This window comes from Archangium lipolyticum, assembly GCF_024623785.1.
GTDB lineage: Bacteria > Myxococcota > Myxococcia > Myxococcales > Myxococcaceae > Archangium > Archangium lipolyticum.
Genome location: NZ_JANKBZ010000059.1, coordinates 1 through 26,631 on the forward strand (window position 1 = coordinate 1; position 26,631 = coordinate 26,631).

Genomic DNA, 26,631 nt, shown 5'->3' on the forward strand with positions numbered 1-26,631 from the left:
TCGGCCGCCGCGCTGCTTCCAACCACTCAGGCTCCGTCTTCGTCGTCGCTGTGTTCGTCGTCATCGCGCCGCGCACTCTGCGGCTCCTCGAGTTCCTCCACTACCTGGGCTGGAGCGGAGGCTTACGGAAAGTCACTCCGTCATGGCCACGAAGCGCCTTGTCAAGGCACGGCGAACTCCCGCCGTTGCGGCGGACGGCGCAGCGGAGGGGGGGCCATCCAGCGCGGACGAAGATGGGGCTGCGGAGGTGCCGGTCTACCGGGTGCTCACCAGGCTGGTGTCGCAGTCGGAGCGGATGCTCAGCGAAACGGAGGTGGTGGAGAAGGCGCTCACCGAGCTGAAGGCGGGGGCTACGCCCGAGGTGAAGGTGCTCGTGAAGAAAGCGGCCGAGATGCAGCGGACGTTGGGAAAGGCGTGCATGGAGATCGCCGAGCGGCTGGACGCTGCATGCGGGGGTCTCGTCAGCTCCTCGCAGCAACCGGAGGATTCCGGAAACGTTTCCGAAATCTCCCCCGTGCCCCCATCCGCGCAGGCCCACGTGGCGCACGAGGGGGCCTGAGCATGTCCAAGAGCACGAACATCCAGTGGTGCGACTCCACGGTGAATCCCACCATGGGTTGCGACGGCTGTGAACTGTGGGGACCTGGGCGGCGCTCCTGCTACGCGGGAATGCTCCACCAGCGCTATGGGGGGCGTAGCTCCGGCTATGCGCCCGTGTTCGAGCAGGTGACGCGCTTCCCCGGTCGTATGGCGGACGCCGCGCGCTGGCCGGACCTCGCTGGCAGCCCTCGACCCGACAAGCCGTGGCTCGATGGTTCGCCGCGGCTGGTCTTCACCTCGGACATGTCCGACGCGCTCTCGAAGGGAGTCTCTTTCGAGTACTTGACCACGGAGATCATCGCAGCCGTGACGAGCGCGGAGGGGCAGCGGCATCGGTGGCTCTGGCTCACCAAGAGACCGTCCCGGATGGCGGAGTTCTCCCGGTGGCTGTCCGGCCTCGGGCAGCCATGGCCGGAGAACCTCTGGGCGGGCACCAGCATCACCGCGGCCGCCACCTGTGGGCGCGTCACTGAGTTGCTCGAAGTGGGCGATGCGCGGACGACACGATTCCTCTCGGTGGAGCCGCAGGTGGAGCCCATCAGCCTCGCCGACTGGCTGCCCGAACTGGACTGGGTCATCCAGGGCGGTGAGTCCGGAGAGAGCCCGCGTGCCTTCGATCAGGACTGGGCCCGGAGCCTGATGGTCGAGTGCGAAAGGGCCGGCGTGCCGTACTTCCTCAAACAGTTGGGGGCGCACCCGATGGAGAAGGGCCAGCGCCTGAATCTGAGGGACCGGCATGGCGGCGACTGGGGCGAGTGGCCGGAGGAGCTGCGACGGCGCGAGGTGCCCGGCGTGGACCGCCGGTACAGCCGCGGCTGACGAAGCCCAGGTGGGGCAGGGCGTGCAGCGTCGGCGTTCTGCCCAGCCTGAGCGTTGCTCACCATCTACCGCGCCGATCTCATCAACGTGGAGTTGGCATAGCGCGCAGGCCCCTGCGAGCCGCCGGCAATTCGTCATCAAGTTCTTCCGGACGCAGAAGTGGGCGCGGAGATCAGACATGAAAGTAGTTATGCCATTTGGGCGTTTGGGGCCGGATTGCCTACGTTGTTTATGCAATTAGGCACGAATTTCGGAGGCTTTTCTCAATGCGAGCACCTGGAGCCATTGAAAGTTATGTGACGAGTTTCGCGCTGCCCCGCGACATGCGCTCGCGACTGGATGACCTGCGACTGGCCCGAGCCCAACGCGACGGTGGTGCACCGCCGCCCTTGCGCTCCCTCATCCTGGAAGGGCTGGAGGAACTCCTGGCGCGTGAACTGGATGAGGTGAAGCGATGATGCCGGACACCTACGGATGTGCCATGGTTCTCGTTGGGGCTGGCCTAAACGGGCTGGTGCTCCTCCGGTCACTAATTGCACTCGCCCAGACCACGGATGCCTTCATGGGCAGCTTCCGGGACGCCCAAGTCGTCATGCGTCGCAAGCCGCCGCGCGTGCTGTGCGTCATCGAGGAGCAGCTCACCAAGGAGGGGTGGGAGACGGTGGCGCGGTGGGCGAGTGAGGCGGCGAGCCGTGTGCTGGTGCTCGTCGAGCGCGCGCCGGAGCAGCGCTATCCGGCGTTGACGGTCGTCCTCGCGGCCACCACAAAGTTGGGGCCCCACGCACGGGCCGTCATCGCCGAGCCCAACAACCTCGTGGCCCTGCGCGAGTTCTGCCGGGAGGTGGGCCGGAGCTGAATCCCAGCGGCACGCTCAGCCGCCTCTCCGGCTGTCTCATGCCGAAGAGTACCTACGAAACGGACCCTGAATGGAAGACCTGCGTCAGCGGGTTCATTCCATTGAATTTCGACACAATCCACCATCGCAACCACTCGCAGGCATAAGTTAATGCAACCCAACCATAATATGAAACAGTCGGCCATTTTGGCCGCGTCTGGTACTCGCTTCGAAATTACCCACGCCACGCGCCCGGATGCCTCTACCGACTGGGAGTACTATGTGGTGGAGCTGGACGCGACGAAGCTCCTCATCGAGCTGCTCACCGCCCCGCCGCGGCCCGAAATCGCGAAGGAAGGTTACATCTTCGTAAAACCCAAAGGGTGCCTCCTTCCTCGCGGCCGTTCCCTCGAGCTGCGAGACATCGAGGGGGTGTGCGCTCTCGTCCTCGATGTCCACAACACTGATCGCCTTTGCTGGGACGTGGGCTATCCCTACAGTCCGGACCGCCTGCGCGAACTCCTCGCCTTCAGCGGGGTGATGTACTCCACCGACACAACCGGCTCCGTGTGCGACCGCATGCGCATCATCCTGCTGCTGGACCGCATGCATAGCCTCCAGGAGCTCCACCGGCTGACGGCGTGGGTGATGCGGCTCTTCGCCTCGCCGGGCATCACGCCGCTCGCCCCGAACAGGCTGATCGAGGCCCCGCAGTGCACCATGCAAGAGGCCACCGCGGAGTCGGCCTGGTTGGTGGAACTGAAGGGGCCGAAGCTCAGCGTGGACATGGTCCCGTTCGACTTTCGGGAGCCGATCTTCCTCGAGCCGAAGGTGCCAACGGCGCACCACTCCGCCGTCCTGGCTGCCCTCCTCAATGGGAAGATGTGGTGCTGGGCCAAGAAAAACGTGAAGTCGCTTTCTCCGCAGCTGCGCCACGGAATCGCCACCAACCTCGCCGCCATCGTCAACGAGGACCTCGACGCGCTCAATGCGTGCGTCGCTGCCGCCACGCTCCTGTTCCCTGATGGGAAGGGCGATGCGGAGGCGCTGCTCGCTGCCGCGGCCAAGGAGGAGCCGATGATCTGGCTGGACCTGAGCGGACACGGGCTGCCTCCTCCGTACGGGCGCGAACTCACCCCGGTGGCCGATGCCCGAGCCGAAGCGGCCATGGGGGACGCCAACCCCACCAAGTACCTCTTCAACGTCAGTGCAAACCGTTACGAGATTCTCCAGGCCGACGACAGCTATCTCCAGGACATCCTGCCCGAGGCGTTCGCCACCATGCTCGCCCCCACCATTGGGGACCGGAAGGCCATCGAGCGCTTCATGAAGACGCAGATTCCCCATTACAAGAAGCGTGCTCCCGTCTACGAGAGCATCGAGCGACTGGTGGAGCACAACGGGCTCATGACGTTCAACACTTTCGTCCCCACGAGCATCGTGCCGCGTGAGGGCGACTGGACGGATATTCGGGCGCTCGTAATGAATCTCGTGGGCGAGGACCGGCGTGAGGAGGCGCTGGAGTTCTTCCTCGACTGGCTCGCGCTCTTGGTGCAGAGCATCTACCTCAAGCTGGCGCCGTTGAAGATGTTGACTGCGGTGGTTCTCCACGGAGAGCAAGGATCGGGCAAGGGGACGTTGGTGGAGGTGCTCGAGATTCTCTACCCGGCGGGAAGCGTCATCACCGTGGACCAGGAGCGGCTCGAGGAGCGGTTTTCCTCGTGGAACGCGGACACGTTGCTGCTGGTGGCCAACGAGGTGAACTCGGGTACGACGAAGGAGAAGACGCTCGCAAACAAGCTGAAGCGGCTCATCACCGACCCCACCGTGGTGGTTGAGGAGAAGGGGGAGAAGGCGCAGCCCAACACCAAGAACAAGATGTCGCTGCTCTTCTGCTCCAACGACGACCGTCCAGTCCGTATCGAGCGAGGAGACCGGCGCTTCATCGTCTTCCACAGCCGCACCAAGCTGTCGCAGCCGCTAATCAAGGCTCTGCGGGCGGACATGAGTGGCCCGCGCAGGCAGGTGGCGGCCTTCTTCCACCATCTGCTCCACCGACAGGTGCAGATTGACGTCAACACCCAGTTCGAGACCACCGCTTGGCGGCTGATGCAGAACGCCTCGCTCTCGGCGGTGGAGAAGGCGGTGGACGAGATGCGGGTGGTGGGCTACCGCTCGATGGCGGCGGCATGGGAAAAAGCGGACGACAAGCGGTTTGACGAAGCGCGCGTCGCCACCGTAGTGGGTAGCGCGGACGGGTGCGAACACATCCCCTCCCGGGAACTCATCTGCGTCCTCAAGCACTGGGCGCGTAGCCAGGGCCTGTCCGTCCCAGACACCATCGACACCCCGCTCCGTAACGCGCTGAAGGCCGCCTTCCCGGAGGCCAGCGCGGGTCGTGCCTCCATCAAGGGACGCGGCCAGGAGCGGGTGTGGCTGGGTCTGCCGCTGGACGTGGATGCCGACGGCAAGGTGACGCGCCGCTCGGGTGAGAAGGCGCCCAACGCCGTCCCTACCTCCGAGATGAGCCCGGCGAAGGTGCCCCCGGGCACCGAGAAAGACTTCGCCAACTGACCTATCGGCTGCTCCTGCCGGCCTCGAAGGAACGTGCCCCTCCCCGTCGAGGCCAGGCCGGGGCACGTTGGTGCCGCCGCCGGTTTGTGATGCCAAGGGGGCGGCCCCGGGCCCTTCGGCACTTGCTAGTGACTCGGCTGAGGGTGTCTACCTCGCGCTGACGCGCAAGTGCCTGTGATTCATGGGCTTTTCGGATACGGGCCGTGCCAGCTAGGCGTTAGACGCCAGAAGGCCGGTTACCACCGAGCCTTGCTCCCTTTGGAGTACCTGGTCCTCCTCCATTGGATTTCACTTCTTTGGCTGGCTGACTAGGTTTTCTCTGTCTAGTGTCTAGAAAGAGAGAAAACCAAGTTCTTTCAGTAGCTTAGGTCCTAGACACCTGCGGGAGCTGGCGTCCTCTCCCGTGTTGCGAGCAGTCCTCACACGCAAGCTTGGCCGAGTTGGGCGAATGGCCGGGTGGCGGTAGCGCGGCGGCATGACCCCTTGAGCCTTGTTTCTGCGGCCACCACCATCTCCCCGGGCCACCGGGCGCCTTAGTGGTGCACGTCTGCGGCCCGGCCAGGGCGCGTCCAGGGGCTCTCCGCGCCGTCATCACCACGGCGGTGGCGGAGGCCGTCGATGACCTATGCTTGAGCATGCTCCGTCGCCTCCTCTCCTTCCTCCGCCGCCCCCGGGCCACCGATCGCCTTCACCACTACCGAGAAGACCTGGGGCAGGAGTAGGGCAGACCTCGATCCTCGTCCCGGCGGAACCGTCGGACGCGGCGGCTCGCGGATCCGCTGGCCCGCTGAACCACCCCGGAGCGTTGTCCACGCCGGGACCTCGCGCTCCTCGTGTCCTCGGTGGAGATCTCCGAGTCGCGCACTGCCCGCATTGTGCGGGGCACGGGTATCAATTAACATCAATGGGTGACAACTCCCACGGTTCCCCGTCATCTCTCGCTCGCCGCATGCGCTTCCGACACGCAGCTGGAGGCCGTCGCACGCGAGGAGCCGCCCTCGCTGCCGCCCCGTCTCGGCCTGCCAGCGCTGGACCAGCTCGCGCTCACCAGCTTCACCACCGGTGATGCGGCGCAGCTGGTGGAATACGCACGCGGCATGGCCGAGGCGCTGGCCTCAAACGACGGCGATGCCACCCGTCGGCGAACAATCGCCCGTTTGCTGGCCGTTGCCCGAAGCCAGGTGGATTTGATCGACGCCGCGGTGGGCGAGGCGCTGGGCCGGCGGGACTTCGACGCGGTGAAGGCGCTCACTAAACTCGCGGACAGCATGACGCGGCGATTGAAGATGCTGCTGGAGGAGCATCGTATTGAGTTGGGCCGCGACAAGCCCGTGCAGATGTTCGTTGCCCACGCGGACACCGTGACGGTCCGCGGGGGAGGGTGATTGCGCTATGGCGATCTATCGCGACCAGGTCTCGCGCATCACGCTGCCGATGATACGGGCGCAGATGAAGCCCACACGCTTCCGTGAGGCGAAGTCCATTCGGCTGGAGAAGTTCGGCTTCGAGGCGGAGGTGCAGCTCGTGCGTGTGGCGAGCCCCACCAGTTTCGGCGGAGAGCGCGTTTTCTTCGCCTGCCCGCGCCTGAGGTGCGGCGCGCTCGTGAACGTGCTGGGCTGTGTCATGTGGTACGGCTGGGGCTGTACGCGGTGTACGCGCTGGCGCGGGCGGAACCGGCGGCGAATCAACGTGGGCCCCGGAGTTGTGGCACTCCGGGAAGGACTCCGCTCCCGCCGAAACGGTGAATTTGCTTGAGGCACTCCTCACTACACGCGCGCATAGACGGTCATATCGGCTTGTCGGAACATCTCTAGCCCTCGATCTGGCCCGTAGTGCTTGATGAGATCCTTCACATACTGGTTCAGCGCCAGCGGCAGGGAGATATCCGTGCGATCCGAAAAGCGCAGGTAGACGTACGTGGTCTGCCGACCATCGGGATCCGAATGAATGTCGTATTCCCCCCGGATACCGTAGGGCTCCACCTGCTGGAACACACGATTGCCTCTGCTGGTGCCCCACGTCTTATCCTTGAAGGCCGCCTCCTTCATGGACCACCTACCGGACCCAGGGTCGAAATCACCATGGCGAGCGATGACCCACAGGAGCTTCACCTTCTCGTCATAGGTGCCGGGGTTGTCCGTGAGCAGCCTCCCAAGCAGGGTGTGCAACTTGTGGATCCCCTTGGTGAGTTCCGGCGCATCGTCCTTGGTGTGCTCCGCCTCGATGAGCGGAAAACTGCCTGGTAGTGGGGCAAGGCCCTCAGGAGCCACGGGCTTTGCGCCTGGCGAGCGCGATTTCACGAACTCCTCCGACCACAGGAGTGCGTTGTAGGCGAATTGAGCGGTTAGCGCTTCTTTCACCTCGGCGATGGTGCTGAAAGTCTTGACCCAGTTGTCCTCGCTCGCCCCTGCCACCTGGTCGATGAAGTCGAAGATGCGCTTGTCGTCCACGACAAAGGACATATCGGCGGTAGGGTTCTTCGCGTAGAAGGGCTTTGCATCCCTCACCTCCTTCTTGACAAAGGTGTATATGGGGAGGCGCAGCTTGACGGCGCGGTTGTACTCCTCGTTGGTGATGGACTTCTCGCTGTGCACTGCGGTCCCACCACGACGACCACCGATGATGAGGACGAAGTAGTTGGAGCGCTTAACCTGCTCGAGGCACGCGGCGTGAGAGTGCATCCCGCTTGTTACCGGGAACTTCACTGAGTCGGACAAGATAGGCTCGTGGCCGAGTTGGCGGAGATGGTCCGCCAGCACCTCACGCTCGGTACTGAGATCGTAGCAGGTGGAACTCAGGAAGGTGTGGGGCTTCATCATAGGGCAGGCCCCTCTACTGAAATATCGCCGTCATGTCACCTGCTTGGTGCGTCTGTTGCTTCCTGTCCAATCAGGTAGGCGAGCCAATTCAGCAATCTCACCAAGCAGGCAGGCGATGGCTTGTCAAAACGCTTCCGGGTGCGCTTTAGCGTTCAGTTCAAGCACGCCGAGCACGCATCCTGGCTGCTCGACCTCCGGGAGTTCGTCACTCGGGTGGCGTAAGCGGCACGCTGGACGGCAAGTACGAAAAGGACGTGGCCGACGAGCTGCGGTAGTGGTACTCCGACCGCCCGCGAATCTGACTTGCCCATCGGCACGCTCACGGCACATTCGTGGAGAACGTAAAGAAAACGGGCGCCATGTGGCGACGCCCGTCCTCGGCCACAGCGCGTGCTGCGCGCTGGCACGCATCGAGGTCGCGGTGGTCCTTCAAGTCGCAAGCCGGATGCGAGCCGTGTCCGCGATGGTCGCCAGCGCCTGGCGCTTCAAGCTGGCCGCCTTGCCCATCCATATGGATTCGAGGCGCAGTGCGTCCACGCTCTTGCCCTTTGGGACTCGGGTGTGCCGGTGGTGATCGGCGTACTCGCTGAACGCCTGGAGCGCTCCCCACGCGGTACCGCGGATGGAACCCGCGAGTCCCCGGCCGGCGTGGAACAGCTCCACGACCTTGTTACGCCCCTTCATCAGGCGTGGGTGCTCAGCCTCGTCCTGGGGCAGCGGCATCACCAAGTCGATGACGTTTCGCAGCTGGTGCTCGCTGAAGCGCGTCATAGCGAGGTGGTCGGAGAGTGCCGCGAAACGCTCGTAGCCCTGCACCAAGCGCCGGAAGGCCCTGCCGGCCTCGTCGAGTCGCGCCTTAGCGCTTGAAGTGTGCAGGATTTGCCACTCCGCCCCGTCCCGCTCCCCGAGCGCGACACCGATGGTGTTCTGGCACACCACGCGCGTGGCCACGTTCTTGAGGGTGATGGCCGTGCTGCCGTCATGGCCGCAGTACCCCAGCACATACTTCTTGATGGGGGACTTGTCGCCACGGACCTGGATGTCGCCGGGGAGCTCGCCCAGAAGCCATCCGCGTACGCCGTTGCGGCCCAGCGTTCCGGCGGTGTGGAAGATGCAGCGCATGCCACCGGCGGCCTCCACGAGTGTGCGGGCCACCTCCTCGAACTGGATGACCTCGTAGCCCCGGTTGACGGTGGCTAGGTACTCGCCCGTGTCCTGTCGGAAGAGGGCCTTCTTGTCCGGAATGGGCTCATCCATGCCCGGGGCGAAGACGGGCCGCTCCTCCGCTCTGTAGAAGCCGGCGGCCTCCACGATGGACTCGTAGTCGGTATTCTGCGGCAGCTGCGTGCCCAGGCCATGCCAGGGCTCCTGGCCCACGTAGGCCATTTGGTTGATGTCGTGCGGCATGGTGCTCCTCCTTGTCGATGAGTGAGGGCGCGCCTCGATCTCTCGGAACGCGGGCTGGATGGGTCCCGGGTCCCGCTCGTTCGCGGTGCGCACCTCTGGATGGGTTGGAGGACTGCGGCGGTCGGTTGGCCGACGCCAGCAGGGGGAGTCCCTGCCACCGGCTTATACCGAGGCGTGCTCTTCCGATTCGGCGGGGGCGGAACCGCGGCTCTACGCCTCGTTCATGCCGGAAGCTGAGCTCTCTTTACCGCGTAAAGAGGCGTGTTGGCGCGACCGTGAATGGCGAGCCGACCCTCCGTGTCTCGCCTCCGCGCACCACGCGATGAGGGCCACGGTGGTGATGGCTTGAGCCCGGCGTACGGCGAACCGCGTAAGCTTTGAGATTCGGGGCTGGACGCTACCAGAGGAGTAACCCAGGTGCGCTTGCTCCTCACGTCACGAAACGCCTTGGCTACCATTCCTCCCTCGGAACCAGGGCTGTGCCGCTCTGACGGGTTGACTAGGGATGGGAACCTTGGCGGTAGTGCTGGGCTTTCCTTCTGCGATTGGCTGTGTTACCCGTAGCAGCACAATCCAGCCGCAACCCATGCACATCGGAGGTGTTGTCATGCCGCGCGTTTCTTCCTCGCGTCGGACGGGGATTCGTCTTGCTTCGACTCCCGCCCGCTCCCCCTTGGGCCTTCTCACGCTGCTCTCCGTGGTCCTGCTGTGTCCCCTCGCGTGCGCGAGCAACAGCCCGCCCCAGGCGTATGCCTCCACCCGGGATGCACTCGCGGATCTGGACGAGTTCGGAGCGCTGCTCATGCGGGCGGGGCTTCCTCCGGAGTTGCTGCCCTCGGGACGCGAGGTGTCCCCGGAGCAGGCCAAGCAGCTCCGGTTGCAGTTTCACCTCTACCCGCTCTATCCGCCCAAGCCCGTGGAGTACGCCCCCTGGCTCGTCGCGGACGTGCTACTGCTCGACATCACTTTCAAGAGCACCGCCGTTTCCCGGGCTGAGCTGGGCCGTCGCATCCAGGAGTTCAAACCCCTCCTGGTGCTCCGCCCCGACGGCTACCTCGCTGAGGCGCTCACCGGCAGGGCCGAGCGATGCGTAGGTCCGGTGGAGGTGAAGGACAACACCTACCGCGCTGGCGACTACGAGCTGGGCGCCTTCTACAGGCCCGATGAGAACAACGAGCCGCAACCCGTTTCCGTTGGCGGGCAGTCCGCCGCATCCCATTAGCCGCTTCCTCGCCAAGACTCGTCCATGTCTCGCTCACCTCACGGCCCTGCTGCTCGCATCACCTTCGAGTCCGGTGGCTACCGCTACAGCATCTTGCGCCACCTCGTCACCCACCCCCAGTACGACACCCTCCTGCTCGCCTCGCGCCAACACGCGGAGGGTGGGCCCGTCAAACTGGTGGAGCTCAAGCCCGTGGTGTTGGAGGAGGGCCATGAGGGACTAGAGCGCGTGCTCGAGGAGGTGCGGCTCGCCCGTTTCCTACGGCACCCCAACAACATCGCCGCCGTGTACGGGTATGCGGTGCAGAACGAGCTGCCCTACATCGTCATGGAGCACATGCGCGGCTGCTATCTCCTCACCGCCATGGACGCCGCCGTGGCCGTGGGCCGCCGCCTGTCTCCGGCCTTCGCCGCCTACGTCGCCGGTGAGGTGGCGGACGCCCTCGACTTCGCGCACCGTGCCGTGGACGAAGCGGGCCGTCCTCTCCACCTGGTGCACCGGGCCGTGGGCCCCATGCGTATCCGCCTCGGGCGCAATGGTCGCGTCCAGGTCACCAACTTCGGCGCCGCTTATTCGGAGCTGCTGGGCCGCATCCGCTCGCCGGACGGACTCCTTCGGGGGGACCCGTCCTACATCGCTCCGGAGATTCTCCTGGGCTTCCTACGGCCCGAGCCGGGCCAGCGTGACGTGCTCACTCCCAGGAATCTCGACGGACGCGCAGACATATTCTCGGTCGGCTTGGTTCTGCTGGAGATGCTCCTGGCGAGCTACCCCCTCGACCCGCCCGACTCCCTGTGGCGGGACGTGAAGCGCCGCTTCCCGGCAGAAGTCCGTAGCGAGGTGCCCACCTTCATCAATCTGGAGACGCTCGCCGACCGCGTGCTGCACTTTGGCCCGGAGGAAGTTCAACGAGTGGCCGAGGAGTTGCCGACGCCGCTACGGCAGATTGTCTCCAAGGCGCTGCGCCCTAACCCAGATGAGCGCTACCAGACCGCGGGCGAGCTGCGCGACGAGCTGCACGCCTACCTACGTGCATCACCTCAACCCTACGGAGCTAAGGACGCCGAGGAGGAGTTGGCCGAGACTCTCAAGGAAGCCTCCGACCTCGACAAGCTGGCCGCCCACGCTGGCGTGGAGCGGGGCGTGCTCCCCGTGCCGCCCGACATCGATACCGACGACTTCCACTGAGAACGCACCATGGCCCAGGTACATAAGACACAAGCGAAGCTGGCCCTTCACCTCGGAGCGATGGCACGCGAGGCGCGTGCACGCGCGGGGCTGACGCAGGAGGAAGCGGCTGAGCGCATTGGCGTGGCGACGGAGGTGTACGGGCGCCTGGAGCGCGGCAACATGCTCCCCAGCCTTCCCACGCTCATGCGCCTGTGTCGCGCTCTGGCCGTGGATGCGAACCGGCTGCTGGGCTTCTCGTCCTCGACGCCTCCCGCATGGCTCACCCTCGAGATTCCCGGTGAAGACGAATCACCCGCGGTGCGCCGTCTTCTTCGCTCGGTGCGCAGGCTCAAGCCGCGGCAACTCACCGCGCTCAGCAACGTCGCCAGTGCCCTATTGCCCTCTCCGGGCGCACGGGCCCCACGCAAGACGAAACACGCTTCTTGAAGGCATGGCCGATGGATATGGACGCGGCGTTGAAGAAGTACCTCGGAGATGCGGCTCGGGCGGCCCGCCTGGAAAAGGGCTTCTCTCAGGCCCAGGTCGCCCAGAGCGCCGAGCTGGCCACGGCTGTTTACGGACGCATCGAGCGCGGTGAGATGATGCCCAGCCTTCCGGCGGTGCAGCGGCTGTGCCGAGCGCTGGACGTCGATGCGAATACGCTGCTGGGGTTTTCATCTCCGACGCCGCCCGCGTGGTTCACTTCACCGCCTCCGAAGGAGAGGCCGGCTGTCCACGAATTCCTCCGCACGGCACGCCGGATGAAACCTCGCCAACTCAGAGCGCTGCGGGGCGTGGCCCAGGCCATGCTCACGACGAACTCGAGCACTTCCCGACGGCCCACGCCCTCGACGCAAGACGCCCGCTGCTGACCATGACCCGCCTGAAGCTGCACCGATGAAGGACCCTCACCATCCGGCGTGCGGCACGACGCGCGGAGGACTTTGGTAGATGCGACCCATGGAACTCGAACAGCTACAGCCCGAACAGCTCCAGCAATCCCTGGGAGAAGTGGCCCGTGCGGCTCGCGAGCGGCTGGGGCTCACCCAGGCCCAGGTCGCGCGCCAGGCCGGAATCGCCGCCAATGTTTATGGTCGCATTGAACGCGGCGGAATGATGCCCGCCGTCCCGACGCTGCGAAAGCTTGCGCGCACCCTCGGCATCTCCGCAGACGCGCTGCTCGCGTTAAGCCCCACTGATGTGGCCGCCTCCGTCGATGCGCCCGCCCCCGAGGGCAGCCTGTCGCCGGAGCTGCTGCAACTCGTGAGCATGCTGCGCGGGTGGAGCCCCGCGAAGGTGAAGCGGCTGATTCGGGTGTTGAAGGTGTTGGAGAACGCGACCGACGACGAGTGAGCGGACGCAACGAGATTGGGCTGGGGCCAGGGGCCGAGCTGCACCCGGACTTTGGAGGGGTACTGGTGTGCGCCGCCCCTGGCTCTGGCCGCTGTACGCGAGGCAAGCGTCTGTGCTCCGCGTGGACACGGGCACGCGCCAGGTGTGATTCAAGCAGCGCAACCTGAGAGCCGAGTCGTGCTAGCCTCCAACTCCGGAGGTCGACTCATTCCATGCAACTCCCGCCGTTCAAGCAGCCCGAGTCCGGGGACATTGTTGGTGACTACCGCCTCACAGCAAAGCTGGGCGATGGTGGACAGGGGCTCGTCTTCAAGGCCGAGCGCGCGGGCCGCTTCTTCGTCATCAAGTTCTTCCGTGCCCGCGAGCTGGACGCATGGGGCCTCATGGAGGTGTCCATCCTCCAGAAATTCAAGCACCCCAACATCGTCCGCGTCCGTGGCTACGACCGCTGGCCCGACCCTGACCACGGCTACTTCTACATCGTCATGGAGTGGGTGGACGGCCTGACGCTGGAGCAGTACGCCCTCACGGAAAACCCGTGTGCCCGCCGGTGCGCGGGCCTCATGCTGACGCTGGCCCGCACCCTCGGAGCGGTGCATCGCAAGAATGTCCTTCACCGTGACATCAAGCGGGACAACATCATCATCCGCTCGCGCAACGTGGAGCCCGTGCTGGTGGACTTCGGCATAGGCGCCGTGGCCGAGGCCACCCCGGTGCCCGGCTCCAGCGTGCTTCCACCCGGAACGCAGGAGTACGTGAGCCCCGAGGCATGGCGCTTCCTCGGGGAGAACGCGGGCGATCCGGTGAGCTACAAGTCCCAGGTGTCCGACGAGCTGTGGGCGCTGGGCGTTACCTTCTACTGGCTCCTCACCAACCGGCTGCCCTTTGGCACCCGGCGCAACCCTCTCATGGTGAAGGCGATTCTCGGCACGACTCCTCCGGCCCCGCACGAGTGCAATCCTCGGGTGCCCAAGGCGCTGTCCGACGTGTGCATGCGCATGTTGGAGAAGGAGCCCGCCGTGCGCTTCCCGGACATGGCGGCGCTGTGCGCGGTGCTCGAGTCGGCGTTGGCCGAGGCCCGGGGCGACGCGAGCTGGGACGTGCCACTGGGCGACCCGGATACGCCCGAAGAGGCGATGACGGATGAGGTTCCAGCGCAGGTGCCCTGGGACGAGGAGGAACTCGCGGTGCGCAGGTGCTTCGCACCGCCGCGACGCGGACAGAAGAAGCTGAGTGCCGAGGAGAGCCGTACTTCTGTGGTTGCTCCGCCTGTCATGCCCGCCGCGCCTCCAAGCCCCGCGCCGGTGGCCGAGGCCCTGGCGGCGCGCATGGCGGCCATATTCCCCGCCCATGCCTGGGAAGGCGTGCCGCTCCCCGAGGGGGAAGTGGCAGCTCCGCCGTTGCCGGCGGTGCAGGGCTCCGCGGTTCCCGAGTCGGGGGTCGTCGCCTCTCAGATGAGGTATGCAGGACCCACGCGCGAAGCCGTTCCGAGGCGAGGGCCATTGAGGCTCGCAGTCTCGCGGGCCTTCCCCACCTTCATGGGCACTCTGCCCGTGCGCGCCGTGGCTCTGGACGGCCTACGCCGGGCGGCGTTGGTGCTGGTGTTGATGGCAGTGGCGGCTGCGGCCAGTGCGGGCGCGGTGCTCGCCGCCTCTCCCTCTCAGGCAGGCGGTATTACGCAGCACCAACCTGCATCAGAACCCCTTACGTCTTCCGGCAACAACCCGACTCTTCACACCTACCTTGCCCGGGAATTGGCGGTTTCGCGGGAGTCGCCGCAAGCTGGCGGGGGCGCGGCGCTGTTTTTGCCTTCCACCCCCGCGCCGGCATTCACCACCGCCATGCTTCGTAAGGAAGACTTCAGCGTGAACACCCCCGAGAAGCCCCAGCCCCAGGCCCGGCGTGCCCGTTTCGCGGAGAAGTGCGTTACCGCGGCCTGCTGCGCCGTCCTCGGCGGCTGCGTTGGCGTGCCCTCGGTGCGCCCCGCCCCCAAGCCCGAGGCGTGCCCCACGAGCGCCGTGGACACCATGAATGCGTTGGGCATCCACATTGGGCAAGAAGCCTTTGGCTCTTTCCCCGTTGTCGGGGGTGCCAAGCCCGTCACCGTGACGGAATACAGCACGTTCACACTAACGACCGACTTGGGAGAGCTGAGGCCGGGCACAGTCCTTTCCGGGCGGCTCATCTTCGCGGAGGACCGTGTCTATGGCCGATTCAAACAGGCCAAGGCGCCGAGCGGGAAGACGTACCCCGTCTGCTTGGAGCTGAGGAGCCGGGCGGGTGAGCTTGGCGTGAAAATGAAGCCGGACGGCGGGCCTGACTCCGCAGTCGTCTCCTCCAGCCAAGACGTCAGGGCGGTGGATCGCTTCGAGTAGCCGTCGGTCATGGGCTCGGTGGCTTGGAGGTCAGGCGCCTGGAGGGCGGGGGTGTGGTAGAGGCCGGACTCTTCCTGGCGCTCGCGCGCCACTCCCGTTGAAGGTTGACCTCCCATGCTCCTCGCGCCTCCCGTCGCCCTCGTGGCGCTGGTTCTCCTGTCCACGCCCTCGGATGTCTCCGCGGCTCGCGGTATGGATGAGTGCGAAGCCGCGAGCCCGCGCATCGAGCTGTCCCCCACGCCCAACAAGGGACAGGCGCCAGTGGTGTGTATCGGCCCAGGTCTGCACATCACGTTCCGCTTCGACTCGTTGCTCCAGCATGAATCCCTGAAGATTCAGGAGCGGGAATGGTTCGAGGACTGGGCCTTGGGACAGCAGACGCTCACGCTGGTGCCCCGCGAGAACCTGGCCGCCGGAAAGCGGACTGAAGTGGACGTGTGCTTTGCGGACGGTGCTGCGCCCGCGTGCGCCACCTTCGAACTTGTGGTCCATCCCGGGCTCGGAATGCAGGAAATCAAGGTGTTGCGGCAGCCGCGCCCTGTGGCTCACTTCCAGCAAGTCGCCAAGGAGGCCGAGGCAGAGGTGCAGCAGTGCCGGGCGGAGGTGCGGCAGCTCCGCGCCGAGCGCGGCGTCCCGGATGGGCTGAGGGGCGCCATTGCTTCCAGCATCGTGGATGGAGAGAGAGGTGTCCTCGTCAAGGATCTGACTGACGATGTCACTCCGAAGGAGGGCAACGCTCTCGTCAAGGACCGCGTCTACAGCTACCGCGCCAAAGAGCGAGTGGCCGTGGAGGTGTACCTAGAGAATCCTAGCGCGACGCCGTGGACGGCGGCGGGCGCGGTCCTTCGGGGGCACAAGGGCGAGGTGTTCAAGCCCCTCCCAATCTGGCAGCCGGACCCCATTCTACCGGCGGAGCCAGGACGCGAGTACAAGCGGCTGGGCCGTGTCGTGGTGGAACTCATGGCTACGGAGAAGGAGGCCCGGGGCACCTATACCCTCATCCTGTGGGACGCGGCTCGGCAACGCGCCGTGACACTCGACAATGTGACGTTTCCGTAGGGGGCCGAAGGGCGCTGGATGCCATAGAACGCAGGGCGTTTTCACCCCTCGCGGAGACAACGTTTGAAGCTCTGAACAGAGGACAAGAGGTCCTCGCGGACAGGGTCGTTCACGGGAAGCTCATTTCCGGGTTGGGAAAAGAATGTCTCAACGCCGTGTAGAATAGATTTGCAGAGAATTGTGGACTCGGCTTCGCCAAGTTCTGTGGTTCCGCAACGAACTGAGATACTCCCTCGCTTGGACTTCTTGAACCAAACGGAAAAAGAGGAGTCCGCTCCGACGAACCTATACTCAGACTGGTTCCCCCTCAACAGCGTCTCCAGTCCGTAGAGAAGATCCGTAATGGCAATGGCCAGCATCATTGCCTGATCTGGGCTCTTCCCACGCGATGTGCAAATTCCTTTTTCTCCCGAAAAAGTCATGTGCCCCAGATCGAATGATGAATGCCCTGAGAGCATCTGCTCATCGACCCATTCACATTGAAATACGACCATTCTCCTCCCCTCTCTTGATAGGAAACATAGTGATGACCCTTCCCATTCGAAGCTCGCCGGAGTGGCCTCTAAACTTGCTTCGGCTACAGACGCAACCAGGAATGACGCTGGCCGTCGGCTCTATGCATTGTTCATGGTGGCGGCCATCTTCAGTGCGTTCCAGAAACCGAAGAATGCCGCCCCTGCCTCAAGCTCTAGCTCCACCGCCTCTCCTCTTCGGAGCAGAATCTTCAGTCGATTAAGGGCCAGTTTTCCGTTTGAGCTTGAGGCCAGGGTTCCGTTGACGTGAGCGGCATCCACCGTCGCATCTTCAATCTCGCTCCAGGGAAGATGCAGGATGCCATCAGGTCTCCAGGTTATGACCTGCTCAGTAGTGAGTAGCACCCAATGTTCTGGATCTCGAAAGTGCGAAAGCACCGGGAGTTCCCCGCCCCGAACGGCAGCCATGTTGAGCAGGTTCGTGCGCACCTCCGCCGGGAAATCGTCGAAGGGGCGAGTCCACGTTCCTTCGCTTCCTGAGCGATAGAACTTCCGGAGGAGCCTCTGGCGCCTCGCCTCTGCGCTGAGACCAGTCATGGCAGCAACTCCTTGACCAATTCAATTGTGTCTTTGTTGATGAGCCGAAACGTGAACCCAAAGCGCTGCGCAATTGCTGGGTTCAAAAAGCCCTGATTGATCACGGCATGTCCCGTAATGCTCAGGCGGGTGGCGCCGGCGGCGCGCGCTTCAGCCTCAAAGGCCGCTATCAATTGTCTCAAGGATACTGCTCCTTTGGCCTCTGCCTCGATCAGCAAGATATTACGCTGGAAGGTCTGGCCAACAAGCCCCTTGTTCCCGAAGATCCGGAAGCCGTTGATCCTCTCGGGTGGCAGTCGGGTTGCTTGCTGAAGAAGTTCCTCGGCTGCTGGGCGCATCTGCCCCTGCGGTGCCTCCGAGGTCCCAGTGCCGGGCCCACCTGCCTGCTGGACGATAACGGCCGCCCACGGTCCACCACGCAATACCGTAGCCGCCTTACCCACTGGCACCACGACGCGTTCCACCATCAGCACCCCATCGGCCGAGAGAGACAGCATCGGCACGGTGGCCTCCGCGCCTGCAAGGGCCCCCCGCAGCGTGCTTGTCGTGCCCCCAACGGCACCAAAGGTGACGATGAGGTTGGTCGTCAACTTGGAGACCGCCTTCACCTGCTCACCGCGAGTCATGTACCGGAAGTGCTCGAGGTACTCCGGCGAGGAGGCGATGAGGGCCGCGACTCCCGCCGGGAGGTGTTGCAGCGCCGCGATGCTGTCCAGCGGGCGCGTGAGCAGGTGGCCCATGGCATGGTACAGCTCGACGAAAGCCTCCTCCGCGCCATCCAGCGAGCGGCCGATGTAGTCGGCGTCGTCGTACACCTCGGCCAGTGGGGGCCCTTCCATGAGGGGGCGCAGTTGCGCATCCGCCTGCCGGAAGACCCACCCATTGACGGTGTAGAAGCGGCCCAGCTCGAAGGAGCCAGCACGGAAAGCTTCCTCCTTCCACTCCACCGGGCCCACCTTCTGCTGGGTGCGTCCGTTGAGCGTCCAGGCCAGGTATCCGTCCGGTCGCAGCACGGCCACCGTCTTGAATCGTTCGATCCGGCGCAGCAGCTCCTCGCGGGAGACTTCCCCTCCCTCCAGCACCTCGCGCAGCAGGTGGCAGACGGCCATTCGGGGCGGGAACGAGCCCAGCGTCACGGGCTTGTTCATCAGCACCGCCAGCACCCGGGCCGCCTCCTGGGGCGAGAGGGGCGCGCCTCGCGGGGACAGGTCGTTGAAGTTGTCCAGACCCGCGAGTGCCAGTAGGTACTCGAAGGCGTCAACCTGCACGGCGCCACTGGCCACCGCGCGCACCGCCATCTCGGCTGGGCTCACCATGGCCACCTCCGTGCCCTGCACGCGCTCACCCCGTCGGCGGAGCAGCCGAGCGGGTGCATTCGAGTCCGTGGCCGCGTACTGGGCGCCATCACGCACCTCGCCCGCCAACCCAGAGGAGGCACGCGGGTTGCGGTCCAGAAGCATGCCGCGTCCCGCTGGTGGCGTCACCGTGATGCAGCCGGTGGACAGCACGACAGCCCCAAGTACCAGAGCCACCCACTTCCGCGGCATCTCAGCGGGCATGGTCCACCCCCAGGCCCAGGGACGCGAAGGCGCCCGGGCGCAGCGCTCCGCCCGGTGTCGGGAACAGCAACGTGCCGCCCTGGCCCACCGCGTACAGCCACCCGCCAAAGCGCCAACGCACCTCGCCCGAATACAGGTAGCGCGCCTCTGGCCTGCCCACTCCGGTGGCGAGCGCGCTGACGGCCACCTCCACGCGCCGCTCGGCCAGCTGCGCCGCGAGCCGCCCGTCCACGTCCACGCGTCCCCAGGTAAACGCCTCCACCGCCAGGGAGAGGTGCAGGTGCCGTTGCCGCAACCCGCCAAGTCGCACCGCATCCCACCCCACCACCGCCTCGCCGTACACCGAGAAGCCGTCGGGAAAGGGCGCCTCCACGACTGGCAATCCGGAAGGGCCCGCTGCGCGGAAGCGCGCCAGCTCGTAGTCCGGGCCGAAGAGGCCCTGGCGAAAGCCTCCGCGCTGCCCTCGCACCTCGAGCCGCAGCCGTGCGTCCAACGTGGGCGTCACCGCATCCGCACCCACGCCGGCCACCGCGCCCCAGGCCCCGCCCACACCCGGACGCCCACCCCAGCCGGCCAGCACGTGCAGCTCGTAGTCCGGGCGCACCACCACCACCGCCGTTCCATCCAGGTGCGCCAGCGTCACCTGGGGAGAGTGGCCTCCGGCCCGCCCCCAGTCGTGCACCGCGGACAACGCCAGCGTGTAGCGCCCCGGTTGCTCCTGCGGGCCCGTGAAGAGGTGTGCCAGGTCGAGCGCTACCTCCGCGCCCATGAGGCGCGCACCCAGCACGTCCGAGGAAAACGCCTCCGCGTACAAGGGCCCCAGCGTGCCGGTGAGAAAGGCTCCAGCCGGGTAGTAGTCCGGATTGGTGCGGTTCGAGTACCGCCGTACCAGGTGCCCGGAAAGGAGGCTGTAGCTGTCGAGGGCGCCCGCCCACAGCCCCACCGGGGAGGCGTCCGAGCCCAGCTTGAGCGCACGCACCAGCTGGCCCCAGTCCGAGAGGCTGTCCCAGTCCTCGCGGCGCACCAACCCGCCGCCCTGAACTCCGCCCCCCAGCCGCAGCCGCACCGGAGCGCCCAGGTTGACGCCGAGCTCCTCGCCGCCGTCCAGCACCAGCATGGGGGTCAGTTGGACATAGCGCTCCACGCCGCCCGTCCCGCCACCCGGCAGCAGCGCCAACCCGGTGGCCTCCAGGCGCGCCAGGTAGTGCAGGCGCCCAGCCGAAGAAGCCGATAGCGGTGGCTCCATTGCCCCATCGGGTGGGTTGTCGGGCCCTTCCGCCTGCGCGAGGAGCAGTAGCACCAGCAGCGTGGATGTCATCAGCGCCTCCGATGGATGACGCCCACTCTATCGGGTGGCCCTGACAAATCCGGACAGACTGGACAGCGCGGGCAAAAGGCGCCTCGTGTCGTAGGGTCCGCAACCCAACCACACGGGTCGCCTGGAGCAGCTCGATGCACCCCCGGTGCAGAAGGAGAGCGCATGCCACTTTGCACGGTCCGATCCCTCCTCGCAGGAGTCGTCGCGACCGCGCCGCCTGCTGCGCACCCTGCGCCAGTTGGACGACAAGCAGCTCAGCGCTGTCGGTTACATGGCGCGCAGCCTCGTGCAGCCCGAGGCCCGTTAGCTCACGTCGGAGAGGTGGGTACCGGCCGTCTCCAGCAGCTTGCGCAAGAGCGCCAACCGCTCCGGCGGCCACCCCTGAAGGACGTGGATGATGCGGCTCAACTCGGGGTGCTCACCGGCCGCGGGCGGAGGGGCCGGCGCCGTTACCTCGTGGGCCTGGGCACCCAGGGACAGGAGCACGTCCGAGGAGATGGCCAGGGTCTCGCAGATGCGCCGCAGCGTGGGCACGCTGGGCACCATGGCGCCCCGCTCGACCCGGCCGTAGACGCCGGGCTTCAGGCGCACCTTCTTGGCCACCTCCGCCTGCGTGAGGCCCAGCCGCAGGCGAGCAGTTCGAGCAGCTTCCCCCAGAGCGTGTCGCAGCTTCTCGTCCATGGTGTGCGTCTACTGCAAACAGCGGAAGGCCGCGACGAACAACTCCCAGCACGTGCCAGGACATCTGTCGCTGGCCAGCATCAACATTGTGCGAGGTGCTCTATCCAGCCCCCCGAGTAGGCATGGAGGCTGCGCGCAGAATGCAGCAGAATGTCGTTTTGCCTCGATACGGGAGTGCGACATGACGGCTTACGACCATTTCGCGGGGGACTTTGGCGGACATACTGCGGATTTCTCCGACGCGCTGACGCTCTTCGAGGTCGGGGCATTGCTCGCCCGAGGCGCCAGAGCCGTCGGATGCGAGTTCTTCACGGAGTTCCCGCCCAGCCCCACTGCGGGCCGACGTGGTCGGCGTATAGATTTCGTTTGGGCGGTGCGGGCGCACCAGCCAGAGAACGGACGCCGCTGGCTTCCTCTTGCTGCTTTCGAGGTTGAGGGGCTCGATGTTCCGGCGGGCAGCCTTGAGCAGGATGTGGAGCGACTTGCGGAACTGGCCCACGGAGAGGAGATCCCGATGTCGGTGATTCTCTACCGTACGACGGAAACCGGCTGGATGTTCTGGAATCCCGGCCCGGCTCCAAAGGCCCGGGAAGACCAGCTCCTTGAGCTGGTGCGCTCCAGACTCGCGGCGCGTCCACCTCCGTGCGGCTCAGTCGAAGCAGTGCTGGATCGTGAACTCCTGCAAGGCAAACGACTTGCACGCTGGGTCGACCAAGCACGGACGCGGTTCGAGGCTCTTCGTCTCGCTGGTCGATTGGCGTGATCCGTCGCTCTCTCGTGCATTTGTCCTTCAAGCCAACCGCTACTGCACCTGCTATGGCCACCGCTCGTGGCCCAGAGCCTCGTTGCTCAGTCAGGGGCGAGCAACTGGTCACCACCAATTCGCTGTTGTCGGCGGAACTGGCGAGCTTCCTGGAGCACAATAAGATGAAGGGCAGGGAAGCAGATAATTAGATGGTGTCCCCGAACAGGAGATCGGGCAGCGGAGTGGTTTCAACCCAGAGCCCCGCCTCGCGCTGAACGTAGTACTGGCACAAAGTAACGATCTTGCTGTGGTCGCCCAGGCGAACTCTTTGGCGCTCAACCTCCGTCCTCCCAGCGATAGCATCACTACTAAAGCCAGAACTGGAGAGCAGAAGCCCTGCCGTCGCCGAATTCTTGACCACCACATCGAAGAAACTCTTCAGAATCCTTCGTCCAGGTCGGGATGGTGGAGTCCAATGCTTGATTTCAACGAGGAAAGTGATGGGTTTTCCATCCTTCGCGCAAGAGAGTTCCAGGTCGAACCCGCCGTCCTGTGCTAGCGGGGTGAGCCGCGTCACGAATCCCAGGCCCTCGAAAACCTCTCGGAGCACCCTTTCGAGTTCAGGCCATTCCAATTCCATAAGTCCGTCTGGGAATTTTGCGATCCATTTGGCGATTTCCCGCATAGTCTTTCGCAAGATGAACTCTCCGTAGCCTGGACCGTATGGGGCAGGAGCGTCCTCGTCTTGCTGCTGGGGCGAAACCTCCGCTAGGTATCTCTTGAGTCGTGGCAGAGCGCCGTGCCGTGACCACACGATTCGTCCCTCCGCCTCAAGCCGATCCATGTTTTCGCGGCTGAAGCGCCAGACTCGCCCGTTGGGGGGAAGCTGCCCACGCCACTCAAATCGGAGCGGGGACGTGGTGCCCGGTGCAGTGAGAGCACACTGAATGTACGGACCCTTCGGGTCGTCATCCGGATTCCTGAACCTGTCAGCCGCGAGTTTGCTACGGCTCTTGACATTCGTGTTTGACACTGGACTGCCTCCCCTCAGTGAGTCTGCCATGAAGGAACCGGTGAAGGCGACGAGTGGCACAGCTCAGCGTGAAGAACAGCCCGTCGAACTGGACAATTTGCTGGCGATTAGCACCTTGAAGTGCGCCTGAGCCCACGTGCCTTGAGTTGGTGCTGCGGCGCGTGCACCTCGAGGCCAAAAAATGCCGGGGGCTCGTGGGCCACCACGGCATGCAGCTGCGAGAGGGCGGGGGAGTGCGTCAGGGGGCGCGCGTCTCGGGCGCGGTGCTCCCGTTGCCCTTCCGCCTGCTGCCATTGTGGGAGGGCTTCTTGCCGGTCTCCTCCTGCCTGCTCGGGGTCGTGGCGGCGGTGCGTTGACGCCCGGGGACGGCAAAGACCTCTCCCCGGTCCTTCCCGTGGAGGAACTGCTCCACCGCATCCTGCCGGCGCGCCAGGTCCGCTACGGCCTCACGCAGCTCCTCGCCGAGAGCTCGCGTTTCGCTCCGCTGAGCGTCGAGCTGGCCCTCGAGTTCGGCCATGGAGGTGATGAGTTCCGCCTGCGAGTCGTTCAGGATCACCCTGAAGTCGCTCACCGTCTTCGTGTTCATGGCGGTGAGCTTATCCAGCAGCTCCGCATGCTTCTTATCCAGCTCGTCCGGGGTCAGCTGGCCGTGGAGGTTCTTGAGCGACTCGGCCGTCTCGAGCACCTCGTTCCGGTCGCGCGGCGTGGTGTCGAGGCCGCCGTCATCGAGCCACCGGCTGATGCGCTCGCGCTGGGCATAGACAAAGCCACCGAGGGCGGTTGCTGCGGCACCCAGAGTGAGTTTGCCGAAATGGTTGATGATAAAGGGGGGCAGGGGAATTACGGCCATGCGGAAGCTCCTGGCGGAGGCCCAGGAGTCATTTCCTGGGCTCATGTGCTGATACCCACCAGCGCCTACGGATTTAGAAACCCCAGTGATAACCCCACTTTAGGTTGGCTCGACTTCGCTAAGGACCTGATCGAGCGTCCGCGCGACGGTGTACTTGAGCGGCGGCTCGCTGACGCCAAGGCTGGCGAAGTGTGCCTTGCCACATTCGATTTTCGCGCGCTCCTTGTCGCGGAGGTCGTTCACGAACAGGTCGCCCTTGGTCTCGACCACGAAGTAAACCCGCTCGCCCTCATCGGTCTGGACCAGCACGGCCCAGTCCGGGTTGTACCCACCGAGAGGGGTGGGGACGGTGAACCAGCCTGGGAGCTTGGTGTAGACCTTCACCGCAGCGTTCTTCTCTAGCTGGTCGGCGAACGACGCTTCGACGTCCGAGTCGTAGACCACGTGGTCGTGTACTGACTTGGAAGCCGCCATCATGTTCTTGAGATAACCAGTAAGCTCCTTCTCCTCGAAGAGCTGCTGGGCGTAGTAGTGCTCGTCGCCGAGTCGCTGGTACTTGATCCCCTCTACCACCGCGAGCTGCTTGCACCCGTTGATTGCGTGGGCCACGAAGTCGATGAACTGCTGCGGGTTTCGCTTGAAGTCGTCCAGCCGACCGCTCTCAGTCAGCACCCGATAAATCGTCCGCCGGGTGAGCTGGGTCCGGTCTTGCAATTCGGTGAGGATGTCGGGCAACTCGACCTGGGCTTCCTCAAGGAACACCGGAGCAGAGGTTTGGGTCTCCTTCGCGTCCACGCCCGCTTTACCGATCACGAGCTCCGCCGTCGTCCATAGGAGCCGCGCCTTTGGCACACGTGGTGCCTCGCGGACGGACCGCACACAATCTGCGATGAGCTTCTCGTTGTCGAACTCCAGCCGGTAGGTGGTCCGGTGCTTGATCCGGTCCCAAAGCGCCCTGAAATCCTCGCCAAGGAGAACTTCGCGCCGGGTGCCAATCGGTTTGCGCAGGTCGGCGTCCTTGATTTCCAGCCGCCCCGCGAGTTTGCGGAGGACTTGCTCGATCTCCTTCTGGATGGCCTCGAACTCCGGCGGCAGTGACAGGGACCCATCCTTCAGCGCCTTGCGAAGCGAGTCCTGCACCTTTCCGCGCGTGTCGATATGGCCGGCCGCACGCAGGTGATCCCATACCGCCTTCGACTTTTCCGCGCCTAGCAGAGCCGGTCTCCCGGCCTCTCCCTTCACAGAGATCGTCGCGAATTGGTGCGCTTCGACGATGCCGAAGCGGATGCCGGTGTCAGCCTCGATTTCACGCTGCAAGTTCTCTGCGAACTCTTGGTAGCTCTCAGTGGCGACGACCGTGAGAGTATTAACGTCAAAGCCGCGAACGCGCTCTCCCTTCTGGTTCACGCACAGCCGGAGCCCCCGTCCGATGGTTTGGCGGCGTTCGCGTTCGGTTCGGATGTCTCGCAGAGTGCAGATCTGGAAGACGTTGGGGTTATCCCAGCCTTCGCGCAGCGCCGAGTGGGAGAATATGAATTTGAGCGGTGTCTCCAGGCTCAACAGCCGCTCCTTGTCCTTCATGATCAGGTTGTAGGCCCGCTCCGCGCTGTCCCGGCTCTGCTGGTTGTTCTCGGCGGTGTCAGTCCAGCCGCCGTGTTTGTCGACGGAGAAGTACCCGTCGTGGATCTCGCTGGCGTCCCGCGAGAGGTCGACCTCCTTGAATAGCGTGACATAGTCCGGGCGCGAAGCCATGCGCCGATATTCTTCCTCGAAGATCCGTGCGTAGGGTCCCTTGATTGCCGTGCCCTGCGCATCGTACTGCCGGTAGCGGTCCACCTGATCGATGAAGAAAAGGCTGAGAACCTTGATCCCCTGGGGCCGGAGCCTCTTCTCCTTATCGAGGTGCTCTTGGATGGTTCGTCGAATCATCTGCCGCTGCATCTCCATCGGGTCGACGTCGCCAAAGGCTTGGCCGGGCGTCAGCCAAACCGGGTCGATGCCCGGCACTCGGAGTTCCAGCAACTTCTGTCCGCGTCCGGCACGGATCTCGCCTATCCGGTGGTCGCGGTAGAGCGGTCGGCTCGTGGCCAGCTCGAGATCGTCGCCGTCTTCGACGGTGAGCTCGACGCGCCGAACGCCGCCCGGTCGCTGCGCATCCACCTCGATCTTCGCGGTAACCCCACCGCGGTTGCTCGCAACGGAGACGAGCTTCACGTACGGTCGGTTGTGGGCGCCGTCGACGGTGGCCGAGGCGACCTCAATCTGTTTGACAAGTTTCTGTTCGTAGGCGTCGATCGCGTCGAGCCGGTAGACCATGTGGTGCTTATCGACATGCGTCGCCGAGTAGCGGAGTGTGCACAAGGGTTTCATTCGCGCGAGAGCCTGTCGGCCTCGGCCGTCGAGTCCGCCGTCCACGCTCTGCGGTTCATCAACGATGAGGATGGGCCTGGTGGCGCTGATGAGGTCGATGGGTTTCTCGCCGCCGGTCTTCTCGCTCGGGCGGTACATCACATTCTTCGACTTCTCGCGACGGCGTTGTTCGTCGGCTTCCTCCGCGACGGCCTCGGCCTCATCGCCGAACCGGCTCATGGCGCCGACGGTGACGATCATGATCTGGATGTGTGGGCTGGTGGCGAAATTGCGGACCTGTCCAAGCTTCCCCGAGTCGTAGATGAAGTAGTCGAACGGCGTTCCCGCGTAGATACTGCGGAAATGGTCCTCGGTCATCTGAAGGGACTTGTAGACCCCCTCCTTGATGGCGATGGACGGCACGACAATTACGAACTTGGTGAAGCCGTAGCGCTTATTCAGCTCGAAGATGGTGCGCAGGTAGACGTAGGTCTTCCCGGTGCCGGTCTCCATTTCCACGGTGAAGTCGCCAGACTCGAGTTCTTCTGCGGGGCGTAGGCCGTTGCGGAGCTGGACGTCCTTGAGGTTCTCCAGTACCTGGTCCGGGAGCAATTGGAGTCGGTTGCCGGTTCCCTGTTCATTCTCCATGCCGGGGAGGAGCGCGGCACCGCCGAGCGCCCCGCGCGTCACAGTGAACGCGGTGCGACAGACCTCCTGACCGCGGAACAGGTCACAGACCCCGTTGATGGCGCGGAGCTGGTAGTCGAGGTTCGGTTCGAAGTGTAGCTTCATT

At 64.9% G+C, this 26,631-nt stretch carries 24 protein-coding genes; 14 read left to right on the top strand and 10 right to left on the bottom strand.

What is annotated here, in order from left to right; all coding sequences use genetic code 11:
* Positions 1-247: 247 nt before the first annotated feature.
* From NR810_RS50935 to NR810_RS50960, 6 genes are all read left to right on the top strand, one after another.
* On the top strand, positions 248-559 hold the full coding sequence (locus tag NR810_RS50935; protein WP_257463423.1) for a hypothetical protein: 312 nt from the start codon (positions 248-250) through the stop codon (positions 557-559).
* A gap of 2 nt (positions 560-561) precedes the next feature.
* A complete protein-coding gene (locus NR810_RS50940) occupies positions 562-1,419 on the top strand; it encodes a phage Gp37/Gp68 family protein (protein WP_257463424.1) in 858 nt (285 codons plus the stop codon).
* A gap of 592 nt (positions 1,420-2,011) precedes the next feature.
* Complete coding sequence (locus NR810_RS50945) at positions 2,012-2,275, top strand: hypothetical protein (protein WP_257463425.1); 264 nt, start codon at positions 2,012-2,014, stop codon at positions 2,273-2,275.
* A gap of 168 nt (positions 2,276-2,443) precedes the next feature.
* Entirely contained in the window at positions 2,444-4,828 is a 2,385-nt protein-coding gene (locus NR810_RS50950; protein WP_257463426.1) for a primase-helicase family protein, read from the top strand.
* Between the two features lie 908 nt (positions 4,829-5,736).
* Entirely contained in the window at positions 5,737-6,213 is a 477-nt protein-coding gene (locus tag NR810_RS50955; RefSeq protein ID WP_257463427.1) for a hypothetical protein, read from the top strand.
* A gap of 7 nt (positions 6,214-6,220) precedes the next feature.
* A complete protein-coding gene (locus NR810_RS50960) occupies positions 6,221-6,583 on the top strand; it encodes a hypothetical protein (protein WP_257463428.1) in 363 nt (120 codons plus the stop codon).
* 11 nt (positions 6,584-6,594) lie between these two features.
* On the opposite strand, the gene NR810_RS50965 is transcribed toward NR810_RS50960, so the two are convergent.
* A complete protein-coding gene (locus NR810_RS50965; protein WP_257463429.1) occupies positions 6,595-7,647 on the bottom strand; it encodes a DUF4062 domain-containing protein in 1,053 nt (350 codons plus the stop codon).
* A 429-nt stretch (positions 7,648-8,076) separates the two neighbouring features.
* A complete protein-coding gene (locus tag NR810_RS50970) occupies positions 8,077-9,054 on the bottom strand; it encodes a DUF932 domain-containing protein (RefSeq protein WP_257463430.1) in 978 nt (325 codons plus the stop codon).
* Positions 9,055-9,661: 607 nt separating this feature from the next.
* On the opposite strand from NR810_RS50970, the gene NR810_RS50975 reads away from it, so the two are divergent.
* The 7 genes from NR810_RS50975 to NR810_RS51005 all read left to right on the top strand — a co-directional run bounded on the left by NR810_RS50975 (position 9,662) and on the right by NR810_RS51005 (position 16,233).
* Positions 9,662-10,276 carry a hypothetical protein gene (locus NR810_RS50975; protein WP_257463431.1) on the top strand — a complete coding sequence of 205 codons (615 nt, stop codon included), beginning with the start codon at positions 9,662-9,664 and terminating at the stop codon, positions 10,274-10,276.
* A gap of 24 nt (positions 10,277-10,300) precedes the next feature.
* Positions 10,301-11,464 carry a serine/threonine-protein kinase gene (locus tag NR810_RS50980; RefSeq protein WP_257463432.1) on the top strand — a complete coding sequence of 388 codons (1,164 nt, stop codon included), beginning with the start codon at positions 10,301-10,303 and terminating at the stop codon, positions 11,462-11,464.
* 9 nt (positions 11,465-11,473) lie between these two features.
* A complete protein-coding gene (locus tag NR810_RS50985) occupies positions 11,474-11,893 on the top strand; it encodes a helix-turn-helix transcriptional regulator (RefSeq protein WP_257463433.1) in 420 nt (139 codons plus the stop codon).
* A gap of 11 nt (positions 11,894-11,904) precedes the next feature.
* Entirely contained in the window at positions 11,905-12,318 is a 414-nt protein-coding gene (locus NR810_RS50990) for a helix-turn-helix domain-containing protein (protein WP_257463434.1), read from the top strand.
* Between the two features lie 88 nt (positions 12,319-12,406).
* Positions 12,407-12,799 carry a helix-turn-helix domain-containing protein gene (locus tag NR810_RS50995; RefSeq protein ID WP_257463436.1) on the top strand — a complete coding sequence of 131 codons (393 nt, stop codon included), beginning with the start codon at positions 12,407-12,409 and terminating at the stop codon, positions 12,797-12,799.
* A gap of 212 nt (positions 12,800-13,011) precedes the next feature.
* Positions 13,012-15,174 (top strand): serine/threonine protein kinase, encoded by a 2,163-nt coding sequence (locus NR810_RS51000; RefSeq protein ID WP_257463437.1) that lies wholly within the window; start codon positions 13,012-13,014, stop codon positions 15,172-15,174.
* 114 nt (positions 15,175-15,288) lie between these two features.
* Positions 15,289-16,233, top strand: a complete 945-nt coding sequence (locus NR810_RS51005; protein ID WP_257463438.1) for a DUF2381 family protein — start codon at positions 15,289-15,291, stop codon at positions 16,231-16,233.
* A 41-nt stretch (positions 16,234-16,274) separates the two neighbouring features.
* Here the strand turns inward: NR810_RS51005 and NR810_RS51010 are convergent, their stop codons facing one another.
* The 5 genes from NR810_RS51010 to NR810_RS51030 all read right to left on the bottom strand — a co-directional run bounded on the left by NR810_RS51010 (position 16,275) and on the right by NR810_RS51030 (position 20,861).
* Positions 16,275-16,727: a hypothetical protein gene (locus tag NR810_RS51010; RefSeq protein WP_257463439.1), complete on the bottom strand. Its 453-nt coding sequence runs from the start codon at positions 16,725-16,727 to the stop codon at positions 16,275-16,277.
* 120 nt (positions 16,728-16,847) lie between these two features.
* Positions 16,848-17,303 (bottom strand): hypothetical protein, encoded by a 456-nt coding sequence (locus NR810_RS51015; RefSeq protein ID WP_257463440.1) that lies wholly within the window; start codon positions 17,301-17,303, stop codon positions 16,848-16,850.
* On the bottom strand, positions 17,300-18,862 hold the full coding sequence (locus tag NR810_RS51020; protein ID WP_306819223.1) for a hypothetical protein: 1,563 nt from the start codon (positions 18,860-18,862) through the stop codon (positions 17,300-17,302). Before NR810_RS51020 ends, NR810_RS51015 begins: the two co-directional genes overlap by 4 nt.
* Positions 18,852-20,108 (bottom strand): hypothetical protein, encoded by a 1,257-nt coding sequence (locus NR810_RS51025; RefSeq protein ID WP_257463451.1) that lies wholly within the window; start codon positions 20,106-20,108, stop codon positions 18,852-18,854. The genes NR810_RS51020 and NR810_RS51025 overlap by 11 nt, the downstream gene beginning before the upstream one ends.
* 375 nt (positions 20,109-20,483) lie before the next feature.
* Entirely contained in the window at positions 20,484-20,861 is a 378-nt protein-coding gene (locus NR810_RS51030; protein ID WP_257463442.1) for a helix-turn-helix domain-containing protein, read from the bottom strand.
* 181 nt (positions 20,862-21,042) lie between these two features.
* Between NR810_RS51030 and NR810_RS51035 the strand changes: the two genes are divergently transcribed.
* Entirely contained in the window at positions 21,043-21,624 is a 582-nt protein-coding gene (locus NR810_RS51035) for a hypothetical protein (RefSeq protein ID WP_257463443.1), read from the top strand.
* Between the two features lie 187 nt (positions 21,625-21,811).
* On the opposite strand, the gene NR810_RS51040 is transcribed toward NR810_RS51035, so the two are convergent.
* The 3 genes from NR810_RS51040 to NR810_RS51050 form a co-directional block, all read right to left on the bottom strand.
* Positions 21,812-22,303, bottom strand: coding sequence for a restriction endonuclease (locus NR810_RS51040; protein WP_257463444.1), 492 nt, complete (start codon positions 22,301-22,303; stop codon positions 21,812-21,814).
* Between the two features lie 574 nt (positions 22,304-22,877).
* The gene (locus tag NR810_RS51045; RefSeq protein ID WP_257463445.1) at positions 22,878-23,489 is read right to left on the bottom strand and encodes a hypothetical protein; all 612 of its coding nucleotides are present in this window, start codon (positions 23,487-23,489) and stop codon (positions 22,878-22,880) included.
* A gap of 99 nt (positions 23,490-23,588) precedes the next feature.
* Positions 23,589-26,630, bottom strand: coding sequence for a type III restriction-modification system endonuclease (locus NR810_RS51050; RefSeq protein ID WP_257463446.1), 3,042 nt, complete (start codon positions 26,628-26,630; stop codon positions 23,589-23,591).
* Between the last annotated feature and the right edge of the window lies 1 nt (position 26,631).

Excerpts from the sequence above, each read along its gene's own strand:
- NR810_RS50950 (WP_257463426.1), top strand. The coding sequence starts at position 2,444 with ATGAAACAGTCGGCCATTTTGGCCGCGTCTGGTACTCGCTTCGAAATT.
- NR810_RS51025 (WP_257463451.1), bottom strand. The coding sequence starts at position 20,108 with ATGGAGCCACCGCTATCGGCTTCTTCGGCTGGGCGCCTGCACTACCTG.
- NR810_RS50965 (WP_257463429.1), bottom strand. The coding sequence starts at position 7,647 with ATGATGAAGCCCCACACCTTCCTGAGTTCCACCTGCTACGATCTCAGT.
- NR810_RS50960 (WP_257463428.1), top strand. The coding sequence starts at position 6,221 with ATGGCGATCTATCGCGACCAGGTCTCGCGCATCACGCTGCCGATGATA.
- NR810_RS50970 (WP_257463430.1), bottom strand. The coding sequence starts at position 9,054 with ATGCCGCACGACATCAACCAAATGGCCTACGTGGGCCAGGAGCCCTGG.
- NR810_RS51030 (WP_257463442.1), bottom strand. The coding sequence starts at position 20,861 with ATGGACGAGAAGCTGCGACACGCTCTGGGGGAAGCTGCTCGAACTGCT.
- NR810_RS50975 (WP_257463431.1), top strand. The coding sequence starts at position 9,662 with ATGCCGCGCGTTTCTTCCTCGCGTCGGACGGGGATTCGTCTTGCTTCG.
- NR810_RS50990 (WP_257463434.1), top strand. The coding sequence starts at position 11,905 with ATGGATATGGACGCGGCGTTGAAGAAGTACCTCGGAGATGCGGCTCGG.
- NR810_RS50945 (WP_257463425.1), top strand. The coding sequence starts at position 2,012 with ATGCGTCGCAAGCCGCCGCGCGTGCTGTGCGTCATCGAGGAGCAGCTC.
- NR810_RS51050 (WP_257463446.1), bottom strand. The coding sequence starts at position 26,630 with ATGAAGCTACACTTCGAACCGAACCTCGACTACCAGCTCCGCGCCATC.
- NR810_RS51005 (WP_257463438.1), top strand. The coding sequence starts at position 15,289 with ATGCTCCTCGCGCCTCCCGTCGCCCTCGTGGCGCTGGTTCTCCTGTCC.
- NR810_RS50985 (WP_257463433.1), top strand. The coding sequence starts at position 11,474 with ATGGCCCAGGTACATAAGACACAAGCGAAGCTGGCCCTTCACCTCGGA.
- NR810_RS51000 (WP_257463437.1), top strand. The coding sequence starts at position 13,012 with ATGCAACTCCCGCCGTTCAAGCAGCCCGAGTCCGGGGACATTGTTGGT.
- NR810_RS51015 (WP_257463440.1), bottom strand. The coding sequence starts at position 17,303 with ATGACTGGTCTCAGCGCAGAGGCGAGGCGCCAGAGGCTCCTCCGGAAG.
- NR810_RS51020 (WP_306819223.1), bottom strand. The coding sequence starts at position 18,862 with ATGCCCGCTGAGATGCCGCGGAAGTGGGTGGCTCTGGTACTTGGGGCT.
- NR810_RS51045 (WP_257463445.1), bottom strand. The coding sequence starts at position 23,489 with ATGGCCGTAATTCCCCTGCCCCCCTTTATCATCAACCATTTCGGCAAA.
- NR810_RS50980 (WP_257463432.1), top strand. The coding sequence starts at position 10,301 with ATGTCTCGCTCACCTCACGGCCCTGCTGCTCGCATCACCTTCGAGTCC.
- NR810_RS51010 (WP_257463439.1), bottom strand. The coding sequence starts at position 16,727 with ATGGTCGTATTTCAATGTGAATGGGTCGATGAGCAGATGCTCTCAGGG.
- NR810_RS51035 (WP_257463443.1), top strand. The coding sequence starts at position 21,043 with ATGACGGCTTACGACCATTTCGCGGGGGACTTTGGCGGACATACTGCG.
- NR810_RS50995 (WP_257463436.1), top strand. The coding sequence starts at position 12,407 with ATGGAACTCGAACAGCTACAGCCCGAACAGCTCCAGCAATCCCTGGGA.
- NR810_RS50940 (WP_257463424.1), top strand. The coding sequence starts at position 562 with ATGTCCAAGAGCACGAACATCCAGTGGTGCGACTCCACGGTGAATCCC.